A 22430-nucleotide genomic window follows, 5' to 3' on the forward strand; every position below is an offset into this window, starting at 1 on the left:
CGGCGCGGCCATCCCCGCCGTCCCCGCGCCCCAAGAGACGACATGCTGCAACGCGTCCTCACGCCCGTCATCGGCTTCCTGGCCGAGCTGTGCGGGTGGCTCCTCATCCTCGTGATGGGGTTTCTCATCGTCGACCTCATCAGCCGAGGTCTGTCAAAGCCGGTCTACGGCGTCGCGGAGATGGCGATGTTCACGATGATCGCCATCGTCTACCTCGGCCTGCCGCAGGCCGAATCCGTGCGCAGCCATGTGCGGGTGGACTTCATCGTCGAGCATCTGCCGCCGCGGCTCCGCGCGGCATGCGAGTTCCTCGTCCAGGTCCTCTCCAGCGTCACCGTGGCGATCCTCCTCTACGCGGTCGGCAAGAACGCGCTGATCGCCTACGAGCGCAGCCAGGCGGTCGCCGGACCGGTGCCGCTGGTGGTGTGGCCGGTGAAGTTCATCATGGTCGTGGCGCTGGCGCTCTACCTCACCCAGCTCCTCCTGCACACGGTGCTCGCCGCGCAGGACCTCTTCACGACGCGCGAACGGGATTGAGCCGATGGACTTCATGATGGTCGGCGTCATCGGCGTCGTCGCGTTTCTGACGCTTCTCTTCGTGGGCCTGCCGATCGCGCTCGCGTTCATCCTCGTCGGCTTCACCGGGACCGTGGCGCTCCTCAACATGAACGCCGGTCTCTCGCTGCTCGGCGAGACGATGTACACGGCGATCGCCTCCCCCACCTTCACCGTGCTGCCGCTCTTCGTGCTGATGGGGGCGTTCGCCGCCGCGAGCGGCTTCGCCGAGCGGGCCTACCGCGCCATCAACCGCGCCGCCGCCCGGATCCCCGGCTCGCTCGCCATCGCGACATCCTTCGGCAGCGCCGCCTTCGCGACCATCTGCGGCTCCTCGCTGGCGACGGCCTCGGTCTTCGGCCGCGTCGCCTACCCGGAAATGCGCCGCTACGGGTACGACAAGAAGTTCGCGCTCGGATCGATCGCCTGCTCGGGGACCTTCGCCTCGATGATCCCGCCCTCGGGCATGTTCATCCTGTTCTCGATCTTCACCGAGGTGTCGGTGGGACGGCTCTTCATGGCGGGTGTGGTGCCGGGCGTTCTGACGGCGTGCATCTACGCCGCGTCGATGTACCTGCGCGCCAGGGCCAACCCCGCCCTCGCCCCCATCTCGGAGGAGGAGCACGCCGTCACCCCGCGCGAGCGCGTCGCCGCGCTCGGCGGACTGTGGCAGATCGCGATCCTCGGCGGGCTCGTCATCGGCGGCCTCTACGGCGGGCTCTTCACCGCGACGGAGGCCGGCGCGATCGGCGCGTTCGGCACGCTCGTCTTCGGCCTTCTCAACGGCCCGCTGCGGCGCTTCCGGATCTTCGCGGGGGCGCTGCGGGAGTCGGCGTCGATCACGGCGACGCTGTTCTTCATCATCATCGGCGCGCTCTTCTTCAGCCGCTTCCTGGGGCTGACGCGCATCCCCTTCGAGCTCTCCAACTTCCTGCAGACGTGGGACGTGGAGCCATGGGTGATCCTGGCGCTGATCCTGCTGACGTGGTTCGTGCTGGGCATGCTGGTGGTGCAGTCGGCGGTGTTCGCGCTGACCTTGCCGATCCTCTTCCCCATCGTCGTGGAACTCGGCTACGAGCCGGTCTGGTTCTGCGTGATCGCGATGAAGATGAACGAGATCGCCGGCGTCACCCCGCCGGTCGGCCTCAACGCCTTCTCGCTTGCGGGCGCAGCGGGAGACGAGGTGAAGGTGAACGAGGTGTTCGCAGGCGTGTGGCCCTTCATCGTCTGCGACATCGTCGTCCTGATCCTCCTCATCGCCTTCCCGCAGATCGTCCTCTTCCTGCCGAACACGATGCTCGGCTGATCCCGGCGCCCCCGCCTATCCCGCCGTCGCCAGCCCGTTCAACGTCGTCAGCGCGTCGTCCGGCAGGCTGAGAGCAGCGGCGGCGATGTTGTCGTGAAGGTGCGCCACGGACGACGTCCCCGGGATGACGAGGACGTTGGGGCTGCGCTGGAGGAGCCACGCGAGCGCCACCTGCTGGGCACTCACACCGAGATCCCTGGCGACACCGTCGAGACCGGCCGACTGGATCGGCGTGAAGCCGCCCAGCGGGAAGAACGGCACATAGGCGATCCCCTCGTCGGCGAGGCTGTCGATCAGCGCGTCGTCGCCGCGGAACACGACGTTGTACTGGTTCTGAACGCACACGATCGGCACCACCGACTGGCCGGCGCGGACCTGCGCGGCGGTCACATTGCTGAGGCCGATGTGGGCGATCCGGCCCTCGTCCTGGAAGCGCTTCAGCACGCCGAGAGGCTCGATCACGTCGTCCTCCGGCCCGCCCATGCGCAGGTTCACCACATCGATCCGGTCGATGCCGAGGTGGTCGAGGTTGTCGTGGACGGCGCGGGTCAGTCCCTCCGGGCTGCGGTCGAGCGGCCAGCCGCCCTTCTCGTCCCGGAACGCCCCCACCTTGGTGACCAGCGTGAGCGCCTCGGGGTACGGCCGGAGCGCCTCGTCGATGAGGCGGTTGACCACGTACGGCCCGTAGAAGTCGCTGGTGTCGATGTGGTCGACCCCGCAGGCGACCGCCTCCTTCAGCACCGCGCGGGCGGCGTCCTCGTCGGCGGGCGGGCCGAAGACGTGGGGGCCGGCAAGCTGCATCGCGCCGTACCCCATCCGGTTCACGCTGATGTCGGTTCCGGGGAAGGTGAAACGACCGGCCTGCCGGGCGTCGGGTCGGGTGTGAGTGGCGTCGGTCATGTTGGTCTCCCTTTGCGAGAGGGGATGTAGACCCGTCTCCGGGAATCGATAATCCGGCCAATTCCGAATAGTCTGTTCGGCATGGCGAACAATCACACCTCCTTCGACGATCTCGCGGTGTTCCTCGCGGTGCTGCAGGCGGGCGGGTTCCGTGACGCGGCGCGGCAGATCGGGGCGTCCCCGTCGACGGTGAGCGAGACGGTCTCGCGGCTGGAGGCGCGTCTTGCCGTGCGCCTCCTCAGCCGCACGACCCGCAGCGTCGCGCCGACCGAGGCGGGGCGGCTGCTCGCGGCCCGGATCGCGCCGCTCTTCGCCGAGACCAACGCGGCGGTGGAGGCGGCGATGAGCGCGGCGGGCGACGTTCGCGGCACCTTGCGCCTCAACGTTCCCGGCGCCGTCATGTTCGACATCCTCCCGCCCATCGCCGAGCGCTTTCTCGCGCGGTATCCGGATGTGCGGATGGAGATCACCGTCGACGACCGTTTTGTCGACGTCCTCGCGGCGGAGTGCGACGCCGGGATCCGCTACGGCGAGGCGCTCGCGCAGGACATGATCGCGGTGCCGATCGGCCCGCGCCTGCAGCGCAGCGGTACGGCCGCCTCGCCCCGCTATCTCGACGCGCGCGGCCGGCCCGGGCAGCCGGGAGACCTCTTCGGTCACGACTGCATCAGGACCCGGTTCCAGAGCGGCGCGATGACCACGTGGGAGTTCGCCCGTGGGGAGGAGGAACTGGTCCTCGACCCCGAGGCGCGGCTCGTCGTCGGCACGGGCGCGCCGCTGGCGGCGGTCCATGCGGCGTGCGCCGGCCTCGGCATCGTCTACGCGTTCGCGAACTGGCTGGAGCCGCATCTGGCGGCGGGGGAACTCGAGCCGGTCCTGCCCGACTGGTGGCCGACGTTCGACGGACCCCGGCTCTACTTCTCGAGCCGGCGCTTCATGCCGGCCCCGCTCCGCGCGTTCGTGGACCTGGTCGCCGACATGCGTTCCGACGCCCCGAAGCCGCCCTGAGGGCCAAAACACGCATTCCGGACATCAAAAACGCCCATTGGCACGATTCTTGCACCTATTCCGGAGCAAGATCGCGATGGCGCGGACGCGACCCTAGCCCGAACGGCGAAGGCCCGTCCACCCCTTCCCGGCAAAAAATGCCTACGAAATAGGCCTGCCCGCAAGATAGGCAAATCCGATCGGTCGACCGTATCCGCCTATCGAGGGGCCTCGAGGCGCCGTTACTCGGCCGCCTCGCGGGCCGGTTCCGGCGCTTCGTAGGTGAGGACGGGCTTGCGCGCGCCGCGGGTCTCGTCGAGGCGGCGGCGAGGCGCGTACTTCGGCGCCTCGGTGAAGCGCTCGGTATCGCCGCGCTTGGCCGCCATCGCGAGGTCGCGCAGGGCGGCGATGAAGATGTCCAGCGAGGCGAGCGACTCCGACTCGGTCGGCTCGATCAGCATCGCGCCGGGCACCACCAGCGGGAAGTACATCGTCATCGGGTGGAAGCCCTCGTCGATCATCGCCTTGGCGAAGTCGAGCGTGGTCACGCCCGTGCCCTTCAGGAAGCGCTCGTCGAACAGCACCTCGTGCATCGACGGACGGTCCGGGAAGGAGACGCTCATCAGGTCGCTGAGCGAGGCCTTGATGTAATTCGCGGCCAGGACCGCGTCCTCCGAGGCCTCCTTCAGGCCGTCCGCGCCGTGGCTCATCATGTAGGCCATGGCACGCACGTACATGCCCATCTGCCCGTGGAAGGCGACGAGGCGGCCGAACGGCATCTCGCCCCCCTGGGCGTCGCCGACCCGCTCCACGAGCTCGTCGCCCCGGAAGAACGGCACCGGCGCGAACGGAGCGAGGCGCTCCGACAGGACCACCGGGCCGGAGCCCGGGCCGCCGCCGCCGTGCGGCGTCGAGAACGTCTTGTGCAGGTTGATGTGCATCGCGTCGACGCCGAGCGCACCGGGCTTCGCCTTGCCGACGATGGCGTTGAAGTTCGCCCCGTCGCCGTAGAAGTAGGCGCCCGCCTCGTGGATCGCGTCGGCGATCGCCGCCACCTCCGGCTCGAAGAGGCCGCAGGTATTGGGGTTCGTCAGCATGATCGCGGCGACGTCGTCCGACAGCTTCTCGCGGACGGCGTCGACGCTGACCGTCCCGTCCTCGCGCGCCTTGATGCCCTCGACCCTGTAGCCGAGCGCGGCCGCCGTCGCGGGGTTCGTGCCGTGGGCCGATTCCGGCACCAGCACGGTCTTGCGGTCCTCGCCGCGGGCCTTCAGCGCCGCGCGGATCGCCATCATGCCGGCGAGCTCGCCCTGCGCGCCCGCCTTCGGCGACAGCGCGACCGCCTTCATGTCGGTCATCACGAGGAGCCAGTGCGACAGCGTCTTCATCAGCTCCAGCGCCCCGGGGACGGTGGAGAGCGGCTGCAGCGGATGGATGTCGGCAAAGCCGGGGAAGCGCGCCGCCTTCTCGTTGAGACGCGGGTTGTGCTTCATCGTGCACGAGCCGAGCGGGTACATGCCGAGGTCGATGGCGTAGTTCTGGCGCGACAGGCGCACGTAGTGGCGCATCGTCTCCGGCTCGGTGAGGCCCGGCAGGTCGATGGGCGCCTTGCGGGCCTGCTTGCCGAGGCGTGAGGTGTGGGGCGCCGGCTCCGGCAGGTCGACGCCGGTCGCCTCCGTGTGGCCCACCTCGAAGATCAGCGGCTCATGGATGCGAAGCGCCTGGTTTCCGGTGAAGGTCATCTTGGGGCTCCGTAGGTCACCGCGTCGGGCGCGCGGTCGTAGCGGATGAAGAATTCGTCGAGCTGCGGCGGGGCGACGGCGGTGCTGGACAGCATCGCGTGCGCCTGGCCGCGGTGATGGATCTGGTGCTGGAAGAGATGCAGGAGCAGCGCAGCGACGTTCTCCTGAATGACCCCGTCCTCGCGCCGGTCCGTGGCAATATCGCGGGCGAGGTCGTCCGCGCTCAGCCCGCCGCAGTAGGCGGTGAGCCGGGTGTCCTGCTCGGCCTGCGCCGCCTTGAGGGCGCGGGCGCTCGGATAGTCCACGTCATCGCGAACAGCGTAACCCTCGGCGCCGCCTTCCAGGACGTCGAGGTAGTAGCGGTCGACGCTCAGGATGTGGTTGAGCGTCGCGCGCAGCGAGGGGAAGAACCCCGTCCGCTCCGCCGCGAAGTCCTCGTCCGGGAGCGCCTCGCAGGCGCTCAGGAGGACGTGGTTCGCCCACGCGTTGTTGGCCGCCAGGGCGCGATATGGCGCCACGGGGTCGATCATCCGATCGCCCCTTCCAGCCCCTTGGCGAGCGCGGCGATGTCCTCGTCCGTGGAGAGCTCGGTCGCCGCGACCACGATGAGGTCGCCCGGCGCGGCGGCGTCGAGCCGCGACACGGGAAGCCCCGCGATGATCCCCTCTCCGGCGAGCGTCTCGACCACCGCCGCGGCATCACCGGGGACGCGGATCGTGAACTCGTTGAAGAAGGTGTCGTTGAGGACCGTCACGCCCGGCACGCGGGCGAGCGCGTCGGCCGTGGCGCAGGCGCGCTCGTGGTTGAGCGCGGCGAGGCGCTTCAGGCCCGTCTCGCCGAGCAGCGTCATGTGGATCGTGAACGCCAGCGCGCAGAGGCCGGAGTTGGTGCAGATGTTGGACGTCGCCTTGTCGCGGCGGATGTGCTGCTCGCGCGTCGACAGGGTGAGCGCGTAGCCCCGCTTGCCGTCCGCGTCGACGGTCTCGCCGGAGAGGCGGCCCGGCATCTGCCGCACGTGCTTCTTCTGCGTCGCGAAGAGGCCGACATAAGGTCCGCCGAAGGTGAGCGGATTGCCGATCCCCTGCCCCTCGCCGACGACGATGTCCGCGCCCTGCGCGCCCGGAGGCTCGATCGCCCCCAGCGCCACCGGCTCGGTGAAGACCGAGACCAGCAGCGCCCCGGCCTCGTGCGCCGCCTTGGCGATCGGCGCGAGGTCGACGAGGTGCCCGTAGAACGACGGCGACTGAACCACGACGCAGGCGACGTCCTTGCCGATCTTCGCAATGATGTCCTCGGCGCCGGCGGGGTCGGCCGGCATCGCCTCGATCTCGACGCCGACGGCCACCGTCTCGATCACGTCGCGGTACTGCGGGTGGACACCGCCGGACACCACCGCACGGCCGCGCTTCGTGAGGCGTGCGGCCATCATGACCGCCTCGGCGGCGGCGGTGGACCCGTCGTACATGGAGGCGTTGGCCACCTCCATGCCGGTGAGCCGTGCGACCTGGGTCTGGAACTCGAACAGGACCTGCAGCGTGCCCTGGCTGATCTCGGCCTGGTAGGGCGTGTACGAGGTCAGGAACTCGGAGCGCTGGATCAGGTGATCGACGGTCGCCGGTACGTGATGGCGATAGGCACCCGCGCCAAGGAAGAAGGGTCCGTCGCCGGCGGCGTGGTTCTTGCGCGCCATGGCCGACAGCGCCCGCTCGACCGCGATCTCGGACTGCCCCGAAGGCAGGTCCATCGGCTCGGTGAACAGCTTGCCGGCCGGCACATCGGCGAACAGGTCGTCGATGGACGCAACGCCGATCTTCTTCAGCATGAGCGCCCGGTCGTCGGCGGTCAGCGGATGATAACGCATCGTGTCTCCTTCATCAGCCCGCCGTTCAGGCGGCCGGGTGTTCCATGGCCCGCTCGATGAGGGCGGAATCGAAGATTTCGTCGACGGCCACGATCCGGCCGTCCTGCACCGTGAAGAACAGCGCCGTGTTCATCTCGATGCGCTGGCCCGTGTGCCTCTCGACACCGACGGCGTGGACCTTGACCGCCACGTCGTCGCCCTGGGCCACGACCTTCACCGGCGCGAACGTCTCGAACGACCAGTGTTCGATGATGTCGTGCACGCGGGAACGGAGGGCATCGAGCCCGTCCCACGTCCCGCAGAACCGCGAGACGGTGTTGTAGCTGTCGGCGGTGTGGTGCACCTCTGGATGGAAGAGGGCGAAGGACGCGTCGAGGTCGGCTTTGGAGTAGGCATCGAAAAAGGCGTGAACAGTCTCTGTCGGTGTCATCGACGGCTCCTCAAATGATCATGCGCTCCAATGGGTCGTATTGTGCTTCCGGCACGGTGCCGAAGGCGATCGCGGGCAGGCTGTCCGGCTTGAAGCGGACGGCCTTCAGCTCATCCGGCGCGAAAAAGCGCCGCTCGGTAACGATGGCGTCGGGATCGCGCCAGGCGGGGTCGATCCGCCCGCCGCTGACCCGCGCCCGGAAGAAGAGCTCCACCTGGTGGAAGCCCGTGTCCGGGTTGTGGAACTCGTTGACGAGGGCGAGGCCGCCCACGTCGACGCTGAGCCCCGTTTCCTCATGAACCTCGCGCCGCAAATTGCTGGCGAGGTCCGCCCCCACCTCCACCCCGCCGCCGGGCGCACACCACAGGTCGCTCCGCCCATCGGGATAGGCGTTGACGAGGAGGAGGCGCCCCTCCTCCACGATGAGCGCGCGGACGGCGAGGCGGGGCGATGTCACGAGATCGTCTTCAGGTACTCGTCGTAGCCCGCCCGGTCCATCAGGTCGGACAGGTCGACCCCGTCGGCCTTGAGCTTGGCGAACCAGCCGCCGGTCTCGGGCGCCTCGTTGACGAGCTCGGGCTTCTCGTCGAGAGCGGAATTCACCTCGACGACCTCGCCGTCGACCGGCGCGTAGACGTCCGACGCCGCCTTGACGCTCTCGACCACGGCGAACGAGTCGCCCTTGGCCACGGTCTTGCCGACCTCGGGCAGCTCCACGAACGTGATGTCGCCGAGCTGCTCCTGGGCGTGGTCCGAGATCCCGACGATGAGGAGACCATCGGCTTCCTCGATCCACTCGTGGTCCTTGGTAAAGCGTTTCATCTTACGTCTTTCGTTTGGCTCGCGATGGTACGAAGGGAAGCTCTGCGACCGTCACCGGTACCGGCTTCCCGCGCACGATCGCGGCAAGCTTCGTGCCGATCCCGGCGAACTGGGTGTCGACGTAGCCCATGGCGATGGGCGCACCGACGGTCGGCCCGACACCGCCCGAGGTGACGATGCCGACGTCGAGGTCGTCGATCTGGAGGATGGCGCCGGAGCGGGCCGGGACGCGCCCGTCGACGGCGAGGCCGACGCGCTTGCGGTTCGGCCCGTCGGCGAGCTCGGCGAGGATGCGCTCCTCGCCCAGGAACCCGCCCTCCTCGCGCCGGCGCCTGGGCATGATGAAGCCGAGGTCGGCCTCCACCGGGCTGATCTCCTCGGTGAGGTCCTGGCCGTAGAGGCACAGCCCCGCCTCCAGGCGCAGCGTGTCGCGCGCGCCGAGGCCGACGGGGGCGACACGCTCGTCGGCGGCGAGCCGGGTCCAGGCCTCGGCGGCCACCTCGTTGGGTACGGAGATCTCGAAGCCGTCCTCGCCGGTGTAGCCGCAGCGCGAGATCATCGCGTCGGCGCCGAACGCGGTCCCGTAGACGGCCTTCATGAAGGTCAGCGCGGAGAGGTCGACGTCGACAAAGGGCGCGAGCGCCGCCTCCGCCGCCGGACCCTGGATCGCGATCAGCGCGCGGTCGAGCGGGGTCACCGTCACCCTGGGGTCGGCATGCTCGGCGAAGTGGTGGGCCACCGCCTCGCGCCGCGCCCCGTTCACCACGACGCGCAGGTGGTCGCCCATGTTGGTGATGATGAGATCGTCGACGACGCCGCCCGCCTCGTTGGTGAGGACGGAGTAGCGTGCAGCGCCCTCGCCGAGGCCGGCGATGTTGGACGGGGTCAGGCGCTCCAGCCAAGCGGCGGCGGCGCCGGGCTCGCTCTCGTCGAGGCGGAGCTGGCCCATGTGCGAGACGTCGAAGAGGCCGGCCCCTTCGCGGCACGCCGCATGCTCGGCGATGATCCCGCTGTACTGCAGCGGCATGAGGTACCCGGCAAAGGGCACCATGCGGGCACCGGCCGCCTTGTGGACGTCCACAAGCGGGGTAACCTTGAGCGTCTCGGTCGAGTGTTCGGCCACGCCATTCTCCTAGCCCATGACTCAGGGTGCCCGGCGGTTGCCGGACATCTTGCCCTTCTGTCATGGCACCTGAGAGATTTCCCGCCCCGCAAGCGGGAACGGCTACTCCTTCGGTGGACGGCTGCCGCCGTCGCTTTCCAGAATGTCGTCGACGCGCGGTCCTTTTGCCTGAGAGTTTCCGGGCCGTTGCTCCTTCGGCGCCGCGACTTCGCCATTGACGAAGCCTCGGTCTCTCCCGCGTGTCGAGCAAACAATGATTGTTGCGCCGGGAAAGTCAAGCTGACCCCGGCGCCGCCCCCAACTCGACCGGCGCGCGCCTCACTCGGCGGCGACGGACCTCGCCGCGGGCTCCTCGCCCAGCAGGCGCCGGCGCGCGGCGGCATATTCGGCGGCGAGGCGGTCGATCAGCACCGCCGCCGGGACGACGCGGTCCACTGCGCCGATCCCCTGCCCCGAGCCCCAGATCTCGGACCACGACTTCGGCTTGGAGGAGCCGGAGCCGAAGTTCATCGCCGACGGGTCGCTGGTCGGGAGGTTCTCGGGGTCCATCCCCGCCGCCGAGATGGACGACTTCAGGTAATTGCCCCACACCCCGGTGAAGAGGTCCGAATAGACGATGTCGTCCGCTGCGCCGTCGACGATCATCTGCTTGTAGCCGTCGACCGCGTTCGCCTCCTCGGTGGCGATGAACGCGGAGCCGATGTAGGCCGCGTCCGCCCCCATCGCCAGCGCCGCCAGCACGGAATCGCCGCGCGCGATGGCACCCGACAGGACGAGCGGCCCGTCGAACCACTGGCGGATCTCCTGCACCAGCGCGAAGGGCGACTGCCGGCCGGCGTGCCCGCCCGCGCCCGCCGCCACCGCGACGAGCCCGTCCGCCCCCTTCTCGATCGCCTTCCTGGCGAAGGTGTTGTTGATGACGTCGTGCAGCACCGTCGCGCCGACCGAATGGGCCGCCTCGTTCACCTCGACCCGCGCGCCGAGCGAGGTGATCCATACCGGGACCTTCCACTTCACGCAGATCTCGAGGTCACGCTCGAGGCGCTTGTTGGTGCGGTGGACGATCTGGTTCACCGCATAGGGCGCGGCCGGGCGGTCCGGGTTCGCCTGGTTGTGCCGGTCGAGCTCCTCGGTGATGCGCTTGAGCCAAACCTCCAGCATGGCCGGCTCGCCGTCCTTCTCGCGCGCGTTGAGCGCCGGGAAGGAGCCGACGATCCCCGACTTGCACTGAGCGATGACGAGGTCCGGATTGGAGATGATGAAGAGCGGGGACCCGACGACGGGGATCCTCAGCGACTTGATCGTTTCGCGGAATGGCACTGCGTTTCGCTCCCGGCAATTTTTCCCGATACTCGTCACTTCGGGCCCCGAGGACAAGACCCGTGCTTAGGCACCGATCGCGCGACCGATCAGGCCGCGTACTCGAACCGCCCGTTGGTCAGGACCGTCGCGTCGCGCGCCGGCACCCGCGCCGTGTACGCCGCGACGCCGGGCTCCAGCGACCACATGTCCACCGCGATCGCCTCGCCCGGGAAGACCGGCGACGAGAACCGCCCGTCCTGCCCGCGCACGCGCGCCGGGTCGTTGCCGCAAAGGGTCAGCATCAGCGCCCGGCAGGCGATCCCGAACGTCGCGAGGCCGTGCAGGATCGGCCGGTCGAAGCCCGACCGCCGGGCGCTCGCAGGATCACTGTGCAGCGGATTGTAGTCGCCCGAAAGGCGGTAGATCAGCGCCTGCCCCGGCGATGTCGCGAGGGTCACCGACCGGTCGGGCGCGCGCTCCGGCATCTCCTGCGCGGCGAGCGGCGGCGTGGTCTGGGCGCGGCCGAACCCGCCCTGCCCGCGCGCGAAGGCCGACTGGCGCACGGTCGCGAAGGGCTCGCCCGTCGCCGCGTCGACGATGGTGCGCTCGGTGACGATGAGCCCGCCCTTCCCCTTGTCGATCACGTCGGCCACCACGGTCTTGGCCTTCAGCGTCGCCTCGGTCGGCAGCGGACGGACGATCCGCACCGACTGCTCGCCGTGGACGATGCGCGTGTAGTCGACCGTGGTGCCCGGCCGGCTCATCCAGTGCGGCGCCATGGCGAGGACGTTCGCCATGGCGGGCATCGCGTGGAGCTTCGTCTCGTCGACGAACTTCAGCTCCTCCTCGTCCATGGGGTCGGAGCCGTAGCCGAGGCCGAGACTGTAGACGATGCAGTCTTTCCAGCCGACCTCCTGGACGACCTCGGGCAGGTCGATGGCGAGCAGCGTGTCGGGATTGAGCATTGCGGGATGGTCCGGGTCGGGGATAGAGATCGAGGTTAATCGACGGATTAACTAGCGCGTCCATCGGTGGGACGCTAGGCCGGAGTGCCGGATGCATCAGGGACTTGCACCCGGCAACGCCGACGCCTTAGGTCTGAAGAAAATTGCCGGGTCCCCGAACCGGCCCTTGAGGAGAGACGCCTTGACGGACTGCGCCCACCCCCATCCGACCCGCCCGGTGCGCCGGCGCGGCGGCCCCGCCCTCGCGATGGCGAAGGGCGCATAGGATGTATCCGCTCGAAGGCATCAAGGTCCTGGACCTTTCGCGCGTCCTCGCCGGCCCCTCCTCCACGCAGACGCTCGCCGACCTCGGCGCCGAGGTCTGGAAGATCGAGGCGCCCGGCGCTGGCGACGACACGCGCGGCTGGATGCCGCCGCAGATCGGCGGCGAATCCACCTACTTCATGGCCGCCAACCGCTCGAAGAAGTCGGTGACCGTCGACCTCAAGAGCCCCGAGGGCCTCGCCTCGATCCTCGCCCTCGCCGCGCAGGCGGACGTGCTGGTCGAGAACTTCCGCCTCGGCGCGCTCGACCGGATGGGCATCGGCTACGAGGCGATCCACAAGGTCAACCCGCGGATCATCTACACGTCCATCTCCGGCTACGGCCGCACCGGGCCGCGCGCGGCCGAACCCGGCTACGACTTCGTGATCCAGGCCGAGAGCGGCCTGATGTCGATCACCGGCGAGCCGGACGGCAGCCCGATGAAGCTCGGCGTCGCGATCACCGACCTCGTCGCCGGCATGAACGCAGTGCAGGGCATCCTGGCGGCGCTGATCGCGCGGGAGCGGACCGGCCGCGGCCAGCACATCGACATCTCGCTGTTCGACTGCGCGGTGGCCGCCCTCGCCAACGTCGCGACCGGGCACCTCCAGACCGGCGGCGGCTTCCAGCGCTTCGGCAATGCGCACCCGACGGTGGTGCCCTACCAGACCTTCGACACGGCGGACGGCTCGCTGTGCCTCGCGGTGGGCAACGACGGCCAGTTCCGCAAGCTGTGCACGATGGTGATCGACCGGCCGGACATGGCCGAGGACGAGCGCTTCATCAGGAACCGCGAGCGGGTGCTGAACCGGCGCGACCTGATCCCGCCGCTGGCCGCGATCTTCACGACGAAGCCTACGGCGGAGTGGATCGCGCGGCTCAAGACGGCCGGTGTCCCCTGCGGCGAGGTCCGCTCGGTGGAGCAGGTGTTCGACGCACCGGAGATCGCCGCGCGCAACGTGGTGCTGGAGATCCCCGACGCCAAGCACGGCACGCTGCGCCTCGTCGCCTCGCCGCTGCGCCTGTCCGACACGCCGCCGCGGACCCCGGTCGCCCCGCCCCGCCTCGGCGAGCACACCGAAGAGGTCCTGTCGCGCTACGCGAAGGTCCCCGGCTGACCCGCCCGCGAGGCGGGAGCCTCGCCCCGCTTCGCGGAATCTCCTCCGGCAAGGACCGGAACCGGCGTTCGGTTCCGGATGGCGGGGTCCCGCGCGGTCGGCGGGCCTGAAACGCCCGCCGGTCCGATGCGCCTGACGCCGATCCATTGAGGTGCATGCCCTCGAACGGGCATCGATCGGCGCCGCAGGGCGGAGCGCGAGGGGCCGAGCCCCCCGCACTTTCGCGGCAGGGCGCCGCTCGTCGCAGCGGCCACTCCCGTCGCCCGCTACCGCATCAGGTCCGGCAACCAGGTGATGATCTGCGGGAACATGATGAGGAGGATCAGCGTCAGGATGTCCGCGACGAAGAACAGCGCGACGCCGCGGAAGACGTCCGACAGGGCGATATCCGGCCGGACGCCGGCGACGACGAAGCAGTTGAGGCCGATGGGCGGCGTGATGAGGCAGACCTCCGCCATCTTCACCACGATGATGCCGAACCAGATCGAGGCCTGACCGCCGGAGAGGCCGAAGGCGGAGTCCGCCGCAAGCACGTCCGGCCCGCCGTTGAGAGCCATCATCGCCGGATAGACGACCGGAAGCGTCAGGAGCAGAAGCCCGATCGCGTCCATGAACATCCCCAGCACCACGTAGCCCATGAGGATGCAGGCGAGGATCACGTAGGGATCGGTGTCGAACCCGAGGATCCAGTTGGCGAAGGCCTCCGGCAGGCCGGAGAAGCCCAGGAAGCGCCCGAAGATCAGGACGCCCCAGATCAGCGAGAAGATCATCACCACCAGCTTGGACGTCTCCATCAGGGCGTCCTTCAGGTGCTTGATGCGCATCCCGTTGATGACGGCGACCACCAGCACCACGAACGCGCCGAGCGCGCCGGCTTCCGTCGGTGTCGCCCAGCCGCCGTAGATCGCCGTGATGATGATGAGGACGACCGCGACGATGGGGATGAGACCCCAGGTGGAGCGGATCCGCTCGCCCCAGGTGAAGCCGCGCACCGGCGGGCCGATCCCCTCGTGTGTCGCCGACCACACGACGATGATGATCGCGTAGATCACCGCCGAGAAGATCCCCGGCAGGAAGCCCGCCAGCAGCAGCGCGCCGACCGATTCCTCGACGATGATCGCGTAGATCACGAGGATCGCCGACGGCGGGATCAGCGAGGCGAGCGTGCCGCCGGCGGCGACGACGCCGGCCGCGAGGCGCTTGTCGTACTTCGCCGCCAGCATCTCCGGAATGGCGACGCGGGAGAAGACCGCCGCCGTCGCCACCGACGCGCCGGAGACCGCCGCGAAGCCGGCCGCGGCGAAGACCGAGGCGACGGCGAGGCCGCCCGGCACCCAGCCGATCCACACCTTGGCGGCATGGAAGAGGCTCTTCGTCATCCCGGCGTGGAAGGCGAGATAGCCGATCAGGATGAACATCGGCAGCAGTCCCAGCACGAAGCTGACGGACTTCGAATACGGGATCTGCCCGACCATCGCCGCGGCCGGGCCCCAGCCGATCAGCTCGACGAGGCCGACGAGCCCGGCGATGCCCGCGGCGAACACCACCCGCACGCCGCAGACGACGAGAATCATCAGCAGGATCATGCAGTAGACACCGACCAGCGTCGGGTCCTGGTAGCCGATGCCGAAGATCGCGTTCGGCTGGCCCTCGATGAGCGCGGTGAAGTTCATCGGGCGTCCTCCTGGTGCTCGCGGAGGCTCTCCACCTCGTGCGCGGCCTCCTCCGCGGGCGTCATCACCTTGGGGACGGCGACGGGCTCGGCGTCGGGCCAGATGACGAGGCGCAGGAAGCCGACGACCTCCAGCGCGAGGCGCATCGCCCAGATCGTGAAGGCGATGGGCACGCAGAGCTTGGCCGGCCAGGTGGGGATGTCGGCGTCAGGGGTGGTGTCGCCGATGGTGTAGGCGTTCAGGAAGAAGTCCCAGCTATAGCGGATGAGGACGAGAACCAGCAGGAATCCCGCGAACGTCGCCAGCGCCTCCACGAGGTAGCGCGGCCGTCCGGTGAAGCGGTCGATGACGATGTCCATGCGGATATGGGCCGCGAGGCGCTGGGCGTAGGCCGCGCCGAGGAAGGCGAAGATCGCGATGGAGAGCTCCGTCACGTCGAGCGCGCCGGGGATGGGCGAGCCGGACAGGCGGGCGACGATCCCCGCCACCGTGACGATCATGACGAGGAAGATCGTGACGGCGGCGAGGATGTTGAGGAGATCCTCGAGCTTGGCGAGGGCACGGTCGAGGGGGCCGAGGGGCGAGCCTCGACCTGCGGGCATGTCGGTGGATGTCATTCACGAGCGCCGGTTGCGGGCGGATCGCCCGGGGCCAGGGGTCCGACGTGCGGCGCGCGCGTGCGCCGCACGTCGTTCGGATCCGGTGCGGGAAGCGGTCAGCTTCCCTTCTGGCCGGCGAGCTCGAGCGTCAGGTCGAGGACGGCCTGGGCGTCGAACTGATCCTTGTTGGCCTCGACCCACTCATGCCAGACGGGTTCGCCCGCGGCCTCGCGGAAGGCGGCGAGCTGCTCGTCGGTGTAGGTGATCTCCTCGAGGCGCTCCTGGAAGCGCGGCAGGAACTTGGCGTCCGCCTCGTCGTAGGCCTTGCGGTAGACCTCGAGAAGCTCCGGCTGGATTTCGGCGAGGAGGTCCTTGTACTGCTGCGGCAGCGCGTCGTAGGCGTTCTTGTTGATGACGATCGGGCAGTCGGACGTGCCGGGCGAGAGGTTGGCGGTGAACCAGTCGGCGACCTCGTCCAGCTTGTAGGACGCGTGGGCGTACGTATACGGCAGGAAGACCGCGTCGACGGTGCCGCGCTGCAGGGCGGTGTAGGTCTCGGTCGCCGGCATGGTCTGCTCGACGGCGCCGAGCTTGGCCATCGCGTCGCCGATGCCGCCGCCGGCGCGCACGCGCATTCCCTTGAAGTCCGTTGGGTCCTTCGGCGCCGGGCCACGGCCGAGGGCGTTGTACTGCGGCAGGTTGGTCGACGCGTAGTAGAGCGCGTTCCACTGCGCCATCTCGTCCTTGAGGATGTCGTTCTCGTAGAGGCCGGCGCGCACGCGGGCCATGTCGTCGTACGAGGACACCGGCAGGAACGGCATGGTGGTGACCATCAGCGCCGGGTTCTTGCCGGGGTGGTAGAAGTTGCAGAAGGTGGCGATCTCGAAGGCGTTCGCCTTCAGTCCGTCGAGGTTCTCCTTCGCCTTGGAGAGCTGCTCGCCGTAGAAGACGCGCATCTGCCACTTGCCGCCGGTCGCTTCCTTGACGCGTTCGGCCATGTGCTCGAGGCCGGCGGTGAAGGCGCGCGGGTTGCCCCAGGTGGAAACCTTCCAGAACAGGGACGGGCCGTCGACGGTCTGCGCGTTCGCGCTCGACACGCCGACCGACAGGGCAACGCCCAGCGCGAGTGCGGCCGCTCGGCTCCCGAGTCTTGCGGTCATGATATTCCTCCCAAATCCGCGGACTGTTTCGTCTCACGTGGTTCGATCGGCCGTTAGTCGGCCGTTGAACCGATCGTGCGTCGTCCGGGGGAAGGAATCAAGGGAGGCCGTCAGTCGGGCAAAACCTTTCCGGGATTGAGGATTCCTTTGGGATCGAACGCCTTCTTCAGCGTGCGCATCAGCTTAAGCTCGATGGGGGAGCGGGCGCGCAGCAGTTCGTCTCGGCGCAATCGTCCGACACCATGCTCGGCCGTGATGGAACCGCGGTACTTCATGACGATGTCGTGGACGATGCGGTTGACGGCGTCGGTCTCGGCCTTCCACGCGGCGTCGGTCCAGTCCTCGGGACGGATCGGGTTGTAGTGCAGGTTGCCGTCGCCGGCGTGGCCGAAGGTGCACTGGCGGATGCCGGGATAGACGGCCCTGAGCGCCGCGTCCGCCTCGGCCACGAACGCGTCGATCGAGGAGACGGGCACCGAGACGTCGTGCTTCACGCCGGCGCCGATGCGCTGCTGGATCTCGGCCTGCTCCTCGCGGATGCGCCAGAGCGCGGCGGCCTGGGCCTCTGACGAGGCGATGACCGCGTCGGTGATGAGCCCGTCCTCCAGAACCGCGCCGAGGGCGGCCTCGACGCGTTCGGAGAGCGGCGGCTCGCTCTCCGGCCCGTCGGCCTGCAGGAGGACGCGCCAGCCCGCGCCGGGGAGCGGGTCGGCGTGACCCATGGCCTGGTTCGCGAAGATGAACGTGTTCTCGTTCATCAGCTCGAACGCCGACAGCAGCTCGCCAAGGGAGCCGCGCAGACGCGCCAGCAGCTCCACCGCCGCCGTCGGCGAGGGGACCGCGACGAGGGCGACGGCGCGGTCCACAGGACGCGGGAAGAGGCGCAGCGTGGCGGCGGTGATGATGCCGAGCGTCCCCTCCGAGCCGATGAAGATCTGCTTCATGTCGTAGCCGGCGTTGTCCTTGCGCAGGCCGCGGATGCCGTCCCAGATCTCCCCGTCCGCGGTGACGACCTCGAGGCCGAGGCACAGGGCGCGGGCGTTGCCATAGCGCAGGACCTGCACGCCGCCCGCGTTGGTGGCGAGGTTGCCGCCGATCTGGCAGGTGCCCTCCGCCGCGAGGGACAGCGGGAACAGGCGGTTCACCTCGGCCGCCTGCTGCTGCACCTCGAGGAGCGTGACGCCGGCCTCCACGGTGATCGTGTCGTTGAGGGGATCGACCTCCCGGACCTTGCGCATGCGCGACATCGAGAGGACGACCTCGTCGCCGCTGATGCGCGGCTGGCCGCCGCCGGTGAGGCCCGTGTTGCCGCCCTGCGGGACGAGGAGCGTCCCCGTCTCGGCGCAGATCCGGACGATGTCGGCAACCTTCTGCGTGGTATCGGGGCGCAGGACCAGGGGCGTCTTGCCGACCCAGTTGTCCCGCCACGAGACGGAATAGGGCTCGGTGTCGGCGCCTTCGAGCCAGCCGCCGGGGCCCGCGGCCTCCTTGAGGCGGTTCAGGACATCGAGGGTGACGGGGGCGTGGATGTTCATATCTTGGCGAATTTCTTCAAGGCGTCGCGAAAGGACAGTCCGGCTTTCAGTTCCATCATGGCGCGCGCGTCGTCCGCCGCATAGCCGGTGGCGAGACGGGCGATCTCGGCCGCCTCCGCCGCCGGCAGGACGACGACGCCCGAGCCGTCCGCGACAATGACATCGCCGGGCGCGACATGCACCCCGCCCGCCACGACCGGCTCGCCGATCGCCTCGACCTTGAGGCGCGTCTTGCCCGGCGTCGGGACGACATGGCGGGAGAAGACGGGAAAGCCGAACTCCAGGATCTCCTCCCGGTCGCGCACGCCGCCGTCGACGATGAGCCCCTCGATCCCCCGCACCGTCGCCGCGTAGGAGGCCATGCCGCCCCAGGTGGAGACGGGTGCGCCGCCGTTGGCGACGACGATGACGTCGCCCGGACCGGCGATGTCGAGGAAGTCGCCGACACGGAAGTCGGACACGGGGAAGGAGCCGAACGGGCCAGTGGTCTCGCGCACGGTGATGGCGCGGCCGACGCACCTGAGGCCCGGCCCCACGCCCTGGATCTCCGGCGCCATGACGCCGCCGGCCCCGACGACGTCGATCGCGTTCGCGAGCGTCGGCGTCGCGAGTTCGCGCAGCGCCTCGAGGACCTCGTCGGAAACGCTCATTCCGCGGCCTCCCGCGCGCCGGACGCACCGAGGTCGAGCGCGGCGGCGAGGAGGCGCTCTTCCTCCGCGGCGTGCCAGGCGCCCCAGCCGACGGCGGGCGACGCGGCGGCGGGGCGGCAGATCCCCGGGACGCGCCGGCCTGCCGCGGCCTCCAGCCTGCGGTCCGCGTAGGCGAATGCACCGAGGTTCTCCGGCTCTTCCTGCACCCAGACGACCTCCGCCGCGGGCCAGCGGGCAAGCGCTGCGGCAAGCTCCGCGGCCGGGAATGGATAGAGCTGCTCCAGTCGCACGATCGCCACCTCCCCTTCCTGCCCCCTCGCCTTGCGCGCTTCGGCGAGCGTCAGCGCGACCTTGCCGGCGCAGACGACGACGCGGGCGGGCGCGGCGACGTCCTCGGCGATGACGGGCTCGAACTGCGTTCCGGGGCCGAATGCGTCGAGCGCGCTGACGCAGCCGGCGGCGCGCAGCATCTTCTTCGGCGTCATCAGGACCAGCGGCTTGCGCCAGGGCCATGCGAGCTGGCGGCGCAGGATGTGGAAGAGCCCCGCCGGCGTCGTCGGCGAGGCGACGACGATGTTGCCGCGGGCGCAGCGGGCGAGCACCCGCTCCAGATGGCCGGTCGAGTGGTCCGGACCGCCGCCGTCCCAGCCGTGCGGGAGCATCATGACGAGGGGCGAGCGGAAGAGCCAGCGGTCCTCGCCGCCGGTGACGTACTGGTCGAACATCGGCTGGCACACGTTGAGGAAATCGCCGAACTGCGCCTCCCAGACGGTGAGCGCATCGGGCCGCGCCACCGAGAGGCCGTACTCGAACCCGAGGGCGGCGTTCTCGATCAGCGGCGAGTTGAGCACCTCCGCCTCGCCGAAGCGCGCGAGCACGCTCTCGGTCCGCCCGTCCCTCTGGTCGGCGAGGATGAGGTGGCGCTGGGCGAAGGCACCGCGCGCGGTGTCCTGGCCGGAGAGGCGGACCGGGTGGCCGTCGGCGAGGAGCGTCGCGAAGGCGAGCGCTTCGGCCGTCGCCCAGTCGACCGGGCGCTCCCCGCTCGCCATGTCGACCCGGCGCTCGAGGAACTGGGTGACGCGCGGGTGAAGCGCGAAGCCCTCCGGCGCAGCGGTGAGACGCACGATGAGCTCGGCGAGGGTCTCGCGCGCGACCCCGGTGGTGACGGGCCCGGCCATCCGCGCCTCGATGTCGGCGGACAGACCCGATGCGTCGCGGGCGTCGTTGGGGATCGCCGGGGTCGCCTCGAAGGCGGCGTTGAGGGCGAGGCGGAAGGCGGTGAGGTCCGGGCGCGGCGCGCCGGCGGCGACGTAGCGCTCGGAGACGGGCGGCAGCGCGTCGATGGCCGCCTGCTGGAGCGGCTGGGTGAAGCGCGACTCCTCCATCTCGTTGTGGCCGCGGCGCCTGTAGGTGACGACCTCGACGACGATATCGGAGCCGAACCGGGCGCGGTAGCGCGCGGCGGCGCGGGCGGCGCGGAGGAGCGCGTCCGGGTCGTCGCCGTTGACGTGCAGGATCGGCGCCTCGACCAGCTTGGCGATGTCGGCGGACGTGCGCGCGGTCCGGGCCTCCCCGGCGCCGGTGGTGAAGCCGACCTGGTTGTTGAGGACGAGGTGGACGGTGCCGCCGACGGTGTAGCCCGGCAGGCCGGAGAGCTGCATCAGCTCCATGTTGACGCCCTGCCCCGCGAATGCGGCGTCCGTGTGGAGCATCAGCGGCAGGACGCCCGCGGCGCCGCCGGCGGCGCCGTGTCCGCGCGCGTAGCCGGTCGCGACCGGAGCGACCACGGAGAGGTGCGACGGGTGCGGGGCGACCCACACGCGCACCCCGTCGTCCCGCTCGCCCTCGTAACCGAGGTGGTAGGGCACGTCTGAGAAGGCGCCGACGGTCGGATCGAGGTCCGGCGTCCCCTTCGCCTCGGCGACGAGCCGGGCGAGCGGCTTGCCGAAGACGAGGCCGAGCTGGGTGAGACGGCCGCGGTGCATCCCGCCGGCCACCACCTCCCCGGCGCCGCCGAAGCGGATCACCGCGTCGGCCAGCGCGAGGAAGCTCTCGGCGCCCGACATGCCGAAGGTCTTCACGGTCGGGAGGCGCTTCAGCGTCGCCGCCTCGAACGCCTCCCCCGCGGCGGTGAGGAAGGCGGCGCGGGCGCGGCTCTCGGCCGGCAGCGGCTCGGCGGCCTCTGCCTCCGTCGCCAGCCAGCGGAACCGGGCCTCGTCCTGGACGTGGCCGAACTCCCAGCCGAGGGTACCGCAGTAGATTGCCGCCAGCCGGTCGGCGAGGTCCTCGAGCGTCGGCCATGCGGCCGGGTCGAGCGTCGGGGAGAGCTGCGGCGCGGGCGACAGCGGGTCGAGATGAGCCGAGAGCCATCCGCTCCGGCGATAGCGGTCGACGAGGATTTCGGCGGGACCGGGAAGCTGGGCGCGTACCATCGCCTCGATCGCGCCGGGGTCGCCGGCGGCGAGATGGCTCAGATCCCGCGACATTGTTGGTCCACCCTGTATTTTCTTTTTTGTTCTCTGGGCTATCGATGCATCCCGAAGGCAAGCCGGTCAACGCGGATTCGCCCGCGCTATAGGTTGTCGCGATAACAGAACGAGATGGATTGGAGCCGGAATGGACCTGGAACTGAGCGGCAAGCGGGCGCTCGTCCTTGGCGCGAGCAGCGGACTTGGCGCGGCGATCGCGCAGGGCTTGGCGCTGGAAGGCGCCACGGTGCTGGCAGCGGCCCGGCGCGTCGAACGCATCGAGGCGTGGCGGGACGAGTTGCCGCAGGAGGCGCGGCGCCACGTCAGCGCCCTCCACTGCGACCTCGCCGACGCGGCGTCGGTGGACCAGCTGATCGCAGACGCCGGTGACATCGACATCCTCGTCGGCAACGCCGGCGGCCCCCGGCCCGGTCCGGTCATGGACATGAGCCACGAGGATTGGGTCCATGCGTTCAACGGGATGGCGGCGAGCCTCTTTCATGTCGCGAGCCGCCTCGCGCCGCGGATGATCGAGCGCAAGTGGGGGCGGATCCTGACCATCGGCTCCTCGGCGATGGAGCAGCCGGTCCCCAATCTGGCCCTGTCGAACGGCGTGCGCGGGGCGATCGCAGGGTGGTCCAAGACGCTCGCCGGCGAGCTTGCGCCGCACGGTGTGACGGTCAACGTCATCCTGCCGGGGCGCATCCATACGGACCGGGTGGACCAGCTCGACGCGGCGAACGCGCAACGGCAGGGCAAGACCGCCGGAGAGGTCGCGAAGGCGTCGATGACCTCGATTCCGACGGGCCGCTACGGGACCCCGAAGGAGTTCGCCGATGTTGCGCTCTTCCTCGTCAGCGCGCGCGCGTCGTACATGACGGGGTCCATGGTCCGGGTCGACGGCGGCATGATCCGGTCCATCTGACGTCTG

Annotated in this window: 21 protein-coding genes and 2 riboswitches; of the genes, 5 read left to right on the forward strand and 16 right to left on the reverse strand. The window is 69.8% G+C overall.

Translation table 11 applies throughout. From position 1 onward, the window contains the following. Positions 1-42: 42 nt before the first annotated feature. Both DLJ53_RS18605 and DLJ53_RS18610 read left to right on the forward strand, forming a co-directional pair. Entirely contained in the window at positions 43-537 is a 495-nt protein-coding gene (locus tag DLJ53_RS18605; protein WP_111348023.1) for a TRAP transporter small permease subunit, read from the forward strand. A 4-nt stretch (positions 538-541) separates the two neighbouring features. Further along, on the forward strand, positions 542-1861 hold the full coding sequence (locus tag DLJ53_RS18610) for a TRAP transporter large permease (RefSeq protein ID WP_111348025.1): 1320 nt from the start codon (positions 542-544) through the stop codon (positions 1859-1861). Between the two features lie 15 nt (positions 1862-1876). Here the strand turns inward: DLJ53_RS18610 and DLJ53_RS18615 are convergent, their stop codons facing one another. Then, complete coding sequence (locus DLJ53_RS18615) at positions 1877-2761, reverse strand: oxidoreductase (protein ID WP_111348027.1); 885 nt, start codon at positions 2759-2761, stop codon at positions 1877-1879. Between the two features lie 81 nt (positions 2762-2842). Between DLJ53_RS18615 and DLJ53_RS18620 the strand changes: the two genes are divergently transcribed. After that, entirely contained in the window at positions 2843-3769 is a 927-nt protein-coding gene (locus tag DLJ53_RS18620; protein ID WP_111348029.1) for a LysR family transcriptional regulator, read from the forward strand. Positions 3770-3990: 221 nt separating this feature from the next. Here DLJ53_RS18620 and gcvPB read toward each other — a convergent pair whose 3' ends face one another. The 9 genes from gcvPB to DLJ53_RS18665 form a co-directional block, all read right to left on the reverse strand. Then, complete coding sequence (gene gcvPB / locus DLJ53_RS18625) at positions 3991-5490, reverse strand: aminomethyl-transferring glycine dehydrogenase subunit GcvPB (protein WP_111348031.1); 1500 nt, start codon at positions 5488-5490, stop codon at positions 3991-3993. Continuing rightward, complete coding sequence (locus DLJ53_RS18630) at positions 5487-6020, reverse strand: DinB family protein (RefSeq protein WP_111348033.1); 534 nt, start codon at positions 6018-6020, stop codon at positions 5487-5489. Before DLJ53_RS18630 ends, gcvPB begins: the two co-directional genes overlap by 4 nt. Beyond that, positions 6017-7351, reverse strand: a complete 1335-nt coding sequence (gene gcvPA / locus DLJ53_RS18635) for an aminomethyl-transferring glycine dehydrogenase subunit GcvPA (protein ID WP_111348035.1) — start codon at positions 7349-7351, stop codon at positions 6017-6019. Before gcvPA ends, DLJ53_RS18630 begins: the two co-directional genes overlap by 4 nt. 25 nt (positions 7352-7376) lie before the next feature. Further along, positions 7377-7781 (reverse strand): nuclear transport factor 2 family protein, encoded by a 405-nt coding sequence (locus DLJ53_RS18640; protein ID WP_111348037.1) that lies wholly within the window; start codon positions 7779-7781, stop codon positions 7377-7379. Positions 7782-7791: 10 nt separating this feature from the next. Next, positions 7792-8238, reverse strand: a complete 447-nt coding sequence (locus DLJ53_RS18645; protein WP_111348039.1) for an NUDIX domain-containing protein — start codon at positions 8236-8238, stop codon at positions 7792-7794. Beyond that, positions 8235-8603, reverse strand: a complete 369-nt coding sequence (gene gcvH / locus DLJ53_RS18650) for a glycine cleavage system protein GcvH (protein WP_111348041.1) — start codon at positions 8601-8603, stop codon at positions 8235-8237. Before gcvH ends, DLJ53_RS18645 begins: the two co-directional genes overlap by 4 nt. A gap of 1 nt (position 8604) precedes the next feature. After that, complete coding sequence (gene gcvT / locus DLJ53_RS18655; protein ID WP_111348043.1) at positions 8605-9726, reverse strand: glycine cleavage system aminomethyltransferase GcvT; 1122 nt, start codon at positions 9724-9726, stop codon at positions 8605-8607. Between the two features lie 53 nt (positions 9727-9779). Beyond that, a riboswitch (glycine riboswitch) is annotated at positions 9780-9871 on the reverse strand. Position 9872: 1 nt separating this feature from the next. Continuing rightward, a riboswitch (glycine riboswitch) is annotated at positions 9873-9974 on the reverse strand. Positions 9975-10044: 70 nt separating this feature from the next. Then, positions 10045-11046: an NAD(P)H-dependent flavin oxidoreductase gene (locus DLJ53_RS18660; protein WP_111348045.1), complete on the reverse strand. Its 1002-nt coding sequence runs from the start codon at positions 11044-11046 to the stop codon at positions 10045-10047. Positions 11047-11135: 89 nt separating this feature from the next. After that, the gene (locus DLJ53_RS18665; protein ID WP_111348047.1) at positions 11136-11993 is read right to left on the reverse strand and encodes a MaoC/PaaZ C-terminal domain-containing protein; all 858 of its coding nucleotides are present in this window, start codon (positions 11991-11993) and stop codon (positions 11136-11138) included. Positions 11994-12259: 266 nt separating this feature from the next. Between DLJ53_RS18665 and DLJ53_RS18670 the strand changes: the two genes are divergently transcribed. Beyond that, positions 12260-13414 (forward strand): CaiB/BaiF CoA transferase family protein, encoded by a 1155-nt coding sequence (locus DLJ53_RS18670; protein WP_111348048.1) that lies wholly within the window; start codon positions 12260-12262, stop codon positions 13412-13414. Positions 13415-13680: 266 nt separating this feature from the next. Here DLJ53_RS18670 and DLJ53_RS18675 read toward each other — a convergent pair whose 3' ends face one another. The 6 genes from DLJ53_RS18675 to DLJ53_RS18700 all read right to left on the reverse strand — a co-directional run bounded on the left by DLJ53_RS18675 (position 13681) and on the right by DLJ53_RS18700 (position 21517). Beyond that, the gene (locus DLJ53_RS18675) at positions 13681-15087 is read right to left on the reverse strand and encodes a TRAP transporter large permease (protein WP_111348050.1); all 1407 of its coding nucleotides are present in this window, start codon (positions 15085-15087) and stop codon (positions 13681-13683) included. Continuing rightward, on the reverse strand, positions 15084-15704 hold the full coding sequence (locus DLJ53_RS18680; protein ID WP_226581134.1) for a TRAP transporter small permease: 621 nt from the start codon (positions 15702-15704) through the stop codon (positions 15084-15086). Before DLJ53_RS18680 ends, DLJ53_RS18675 begins: the two co-directional genes overlap by 4 nt. Positions 15705-15802: 98 nt before the next feature. Continuing rightward, on the reverse strand, positions 15803-16846 hold the full coding sequence (dctP, locus tag DLJ53_RS18685) for a TRAP transporter substrate-binding protein DctP (RefSeq protein WP_111348052.1): 1044 nt from the start codon (positions 16844-16846) through the stop codon (positions 15803-15805). Positions 16847-16956: 110 nt separating this feature from the next. Next, a complete protein-coding gene (locus DLJ53_RS18690; RefSeq protein WP_111348054.1) occupies positions 16957-18381 on the reverse strand; it encodes an FAD-binding oxidoreductase in 1425 nt (474 codons plus the stop codon). Further along, positions 18378-19031: an RraA family protein gene (locus tag DLJ53_RS18695; protein WP_111348056.1), complete on the reverse strand. Its 654-nt coding sequence runs from the start codon at positions 19029-19031 to the stop codon at positions 18378-18380. The genes DLJ53_RS18690 and DLJ53_RS18695 overlap by 4 nt, the downstream gene beginning before the upstream one ends. Beyond that, entirely contained in the window at positions 19028-21517 is a 2490-nt protein-coding gene (locus DLJ53_RS18700) for a 2-oxoglutarate dehydrogenase E1 component (RefSeq protein WP_111348058.1), read from the reverse strand. The genes DLJ53_RS18695 and DLJ53_RS18700 overlap by 4 nt, the downstream gene beginning before the upstream one ends. Positions 21518-21647: 130 nt before the next feature. On the opposite strand from DLJ53_RS18700, the gene DLJ53_RS18705 reads away from it, so the two are divergent. Further along, positions 21648-22424 carry an SDR family oxidoreductase gene (locus tag DLJ53_RS18705; RefSeq protein WP_111348060.1) on the forward strand — a complete coding sequence of 259 codons (777 nt, stop codon included), beginning with the start codon at positions 21648-21650 and terminating at the stop codon, positions 22422-22424. The last annotated feature ends 6 nt before the right edge of the window (positions 22425-22430 follow it).

The organism is Acuticoccus sediminis, from assembly GCF_003258595.1.
Taxonomy (GTDB): Bacteria; Pseudomonadota; Alphaproteobacteria; order Rhizobiales; family Amorphaceae; genus Acuticoccus; species Acuticoccus sediminis.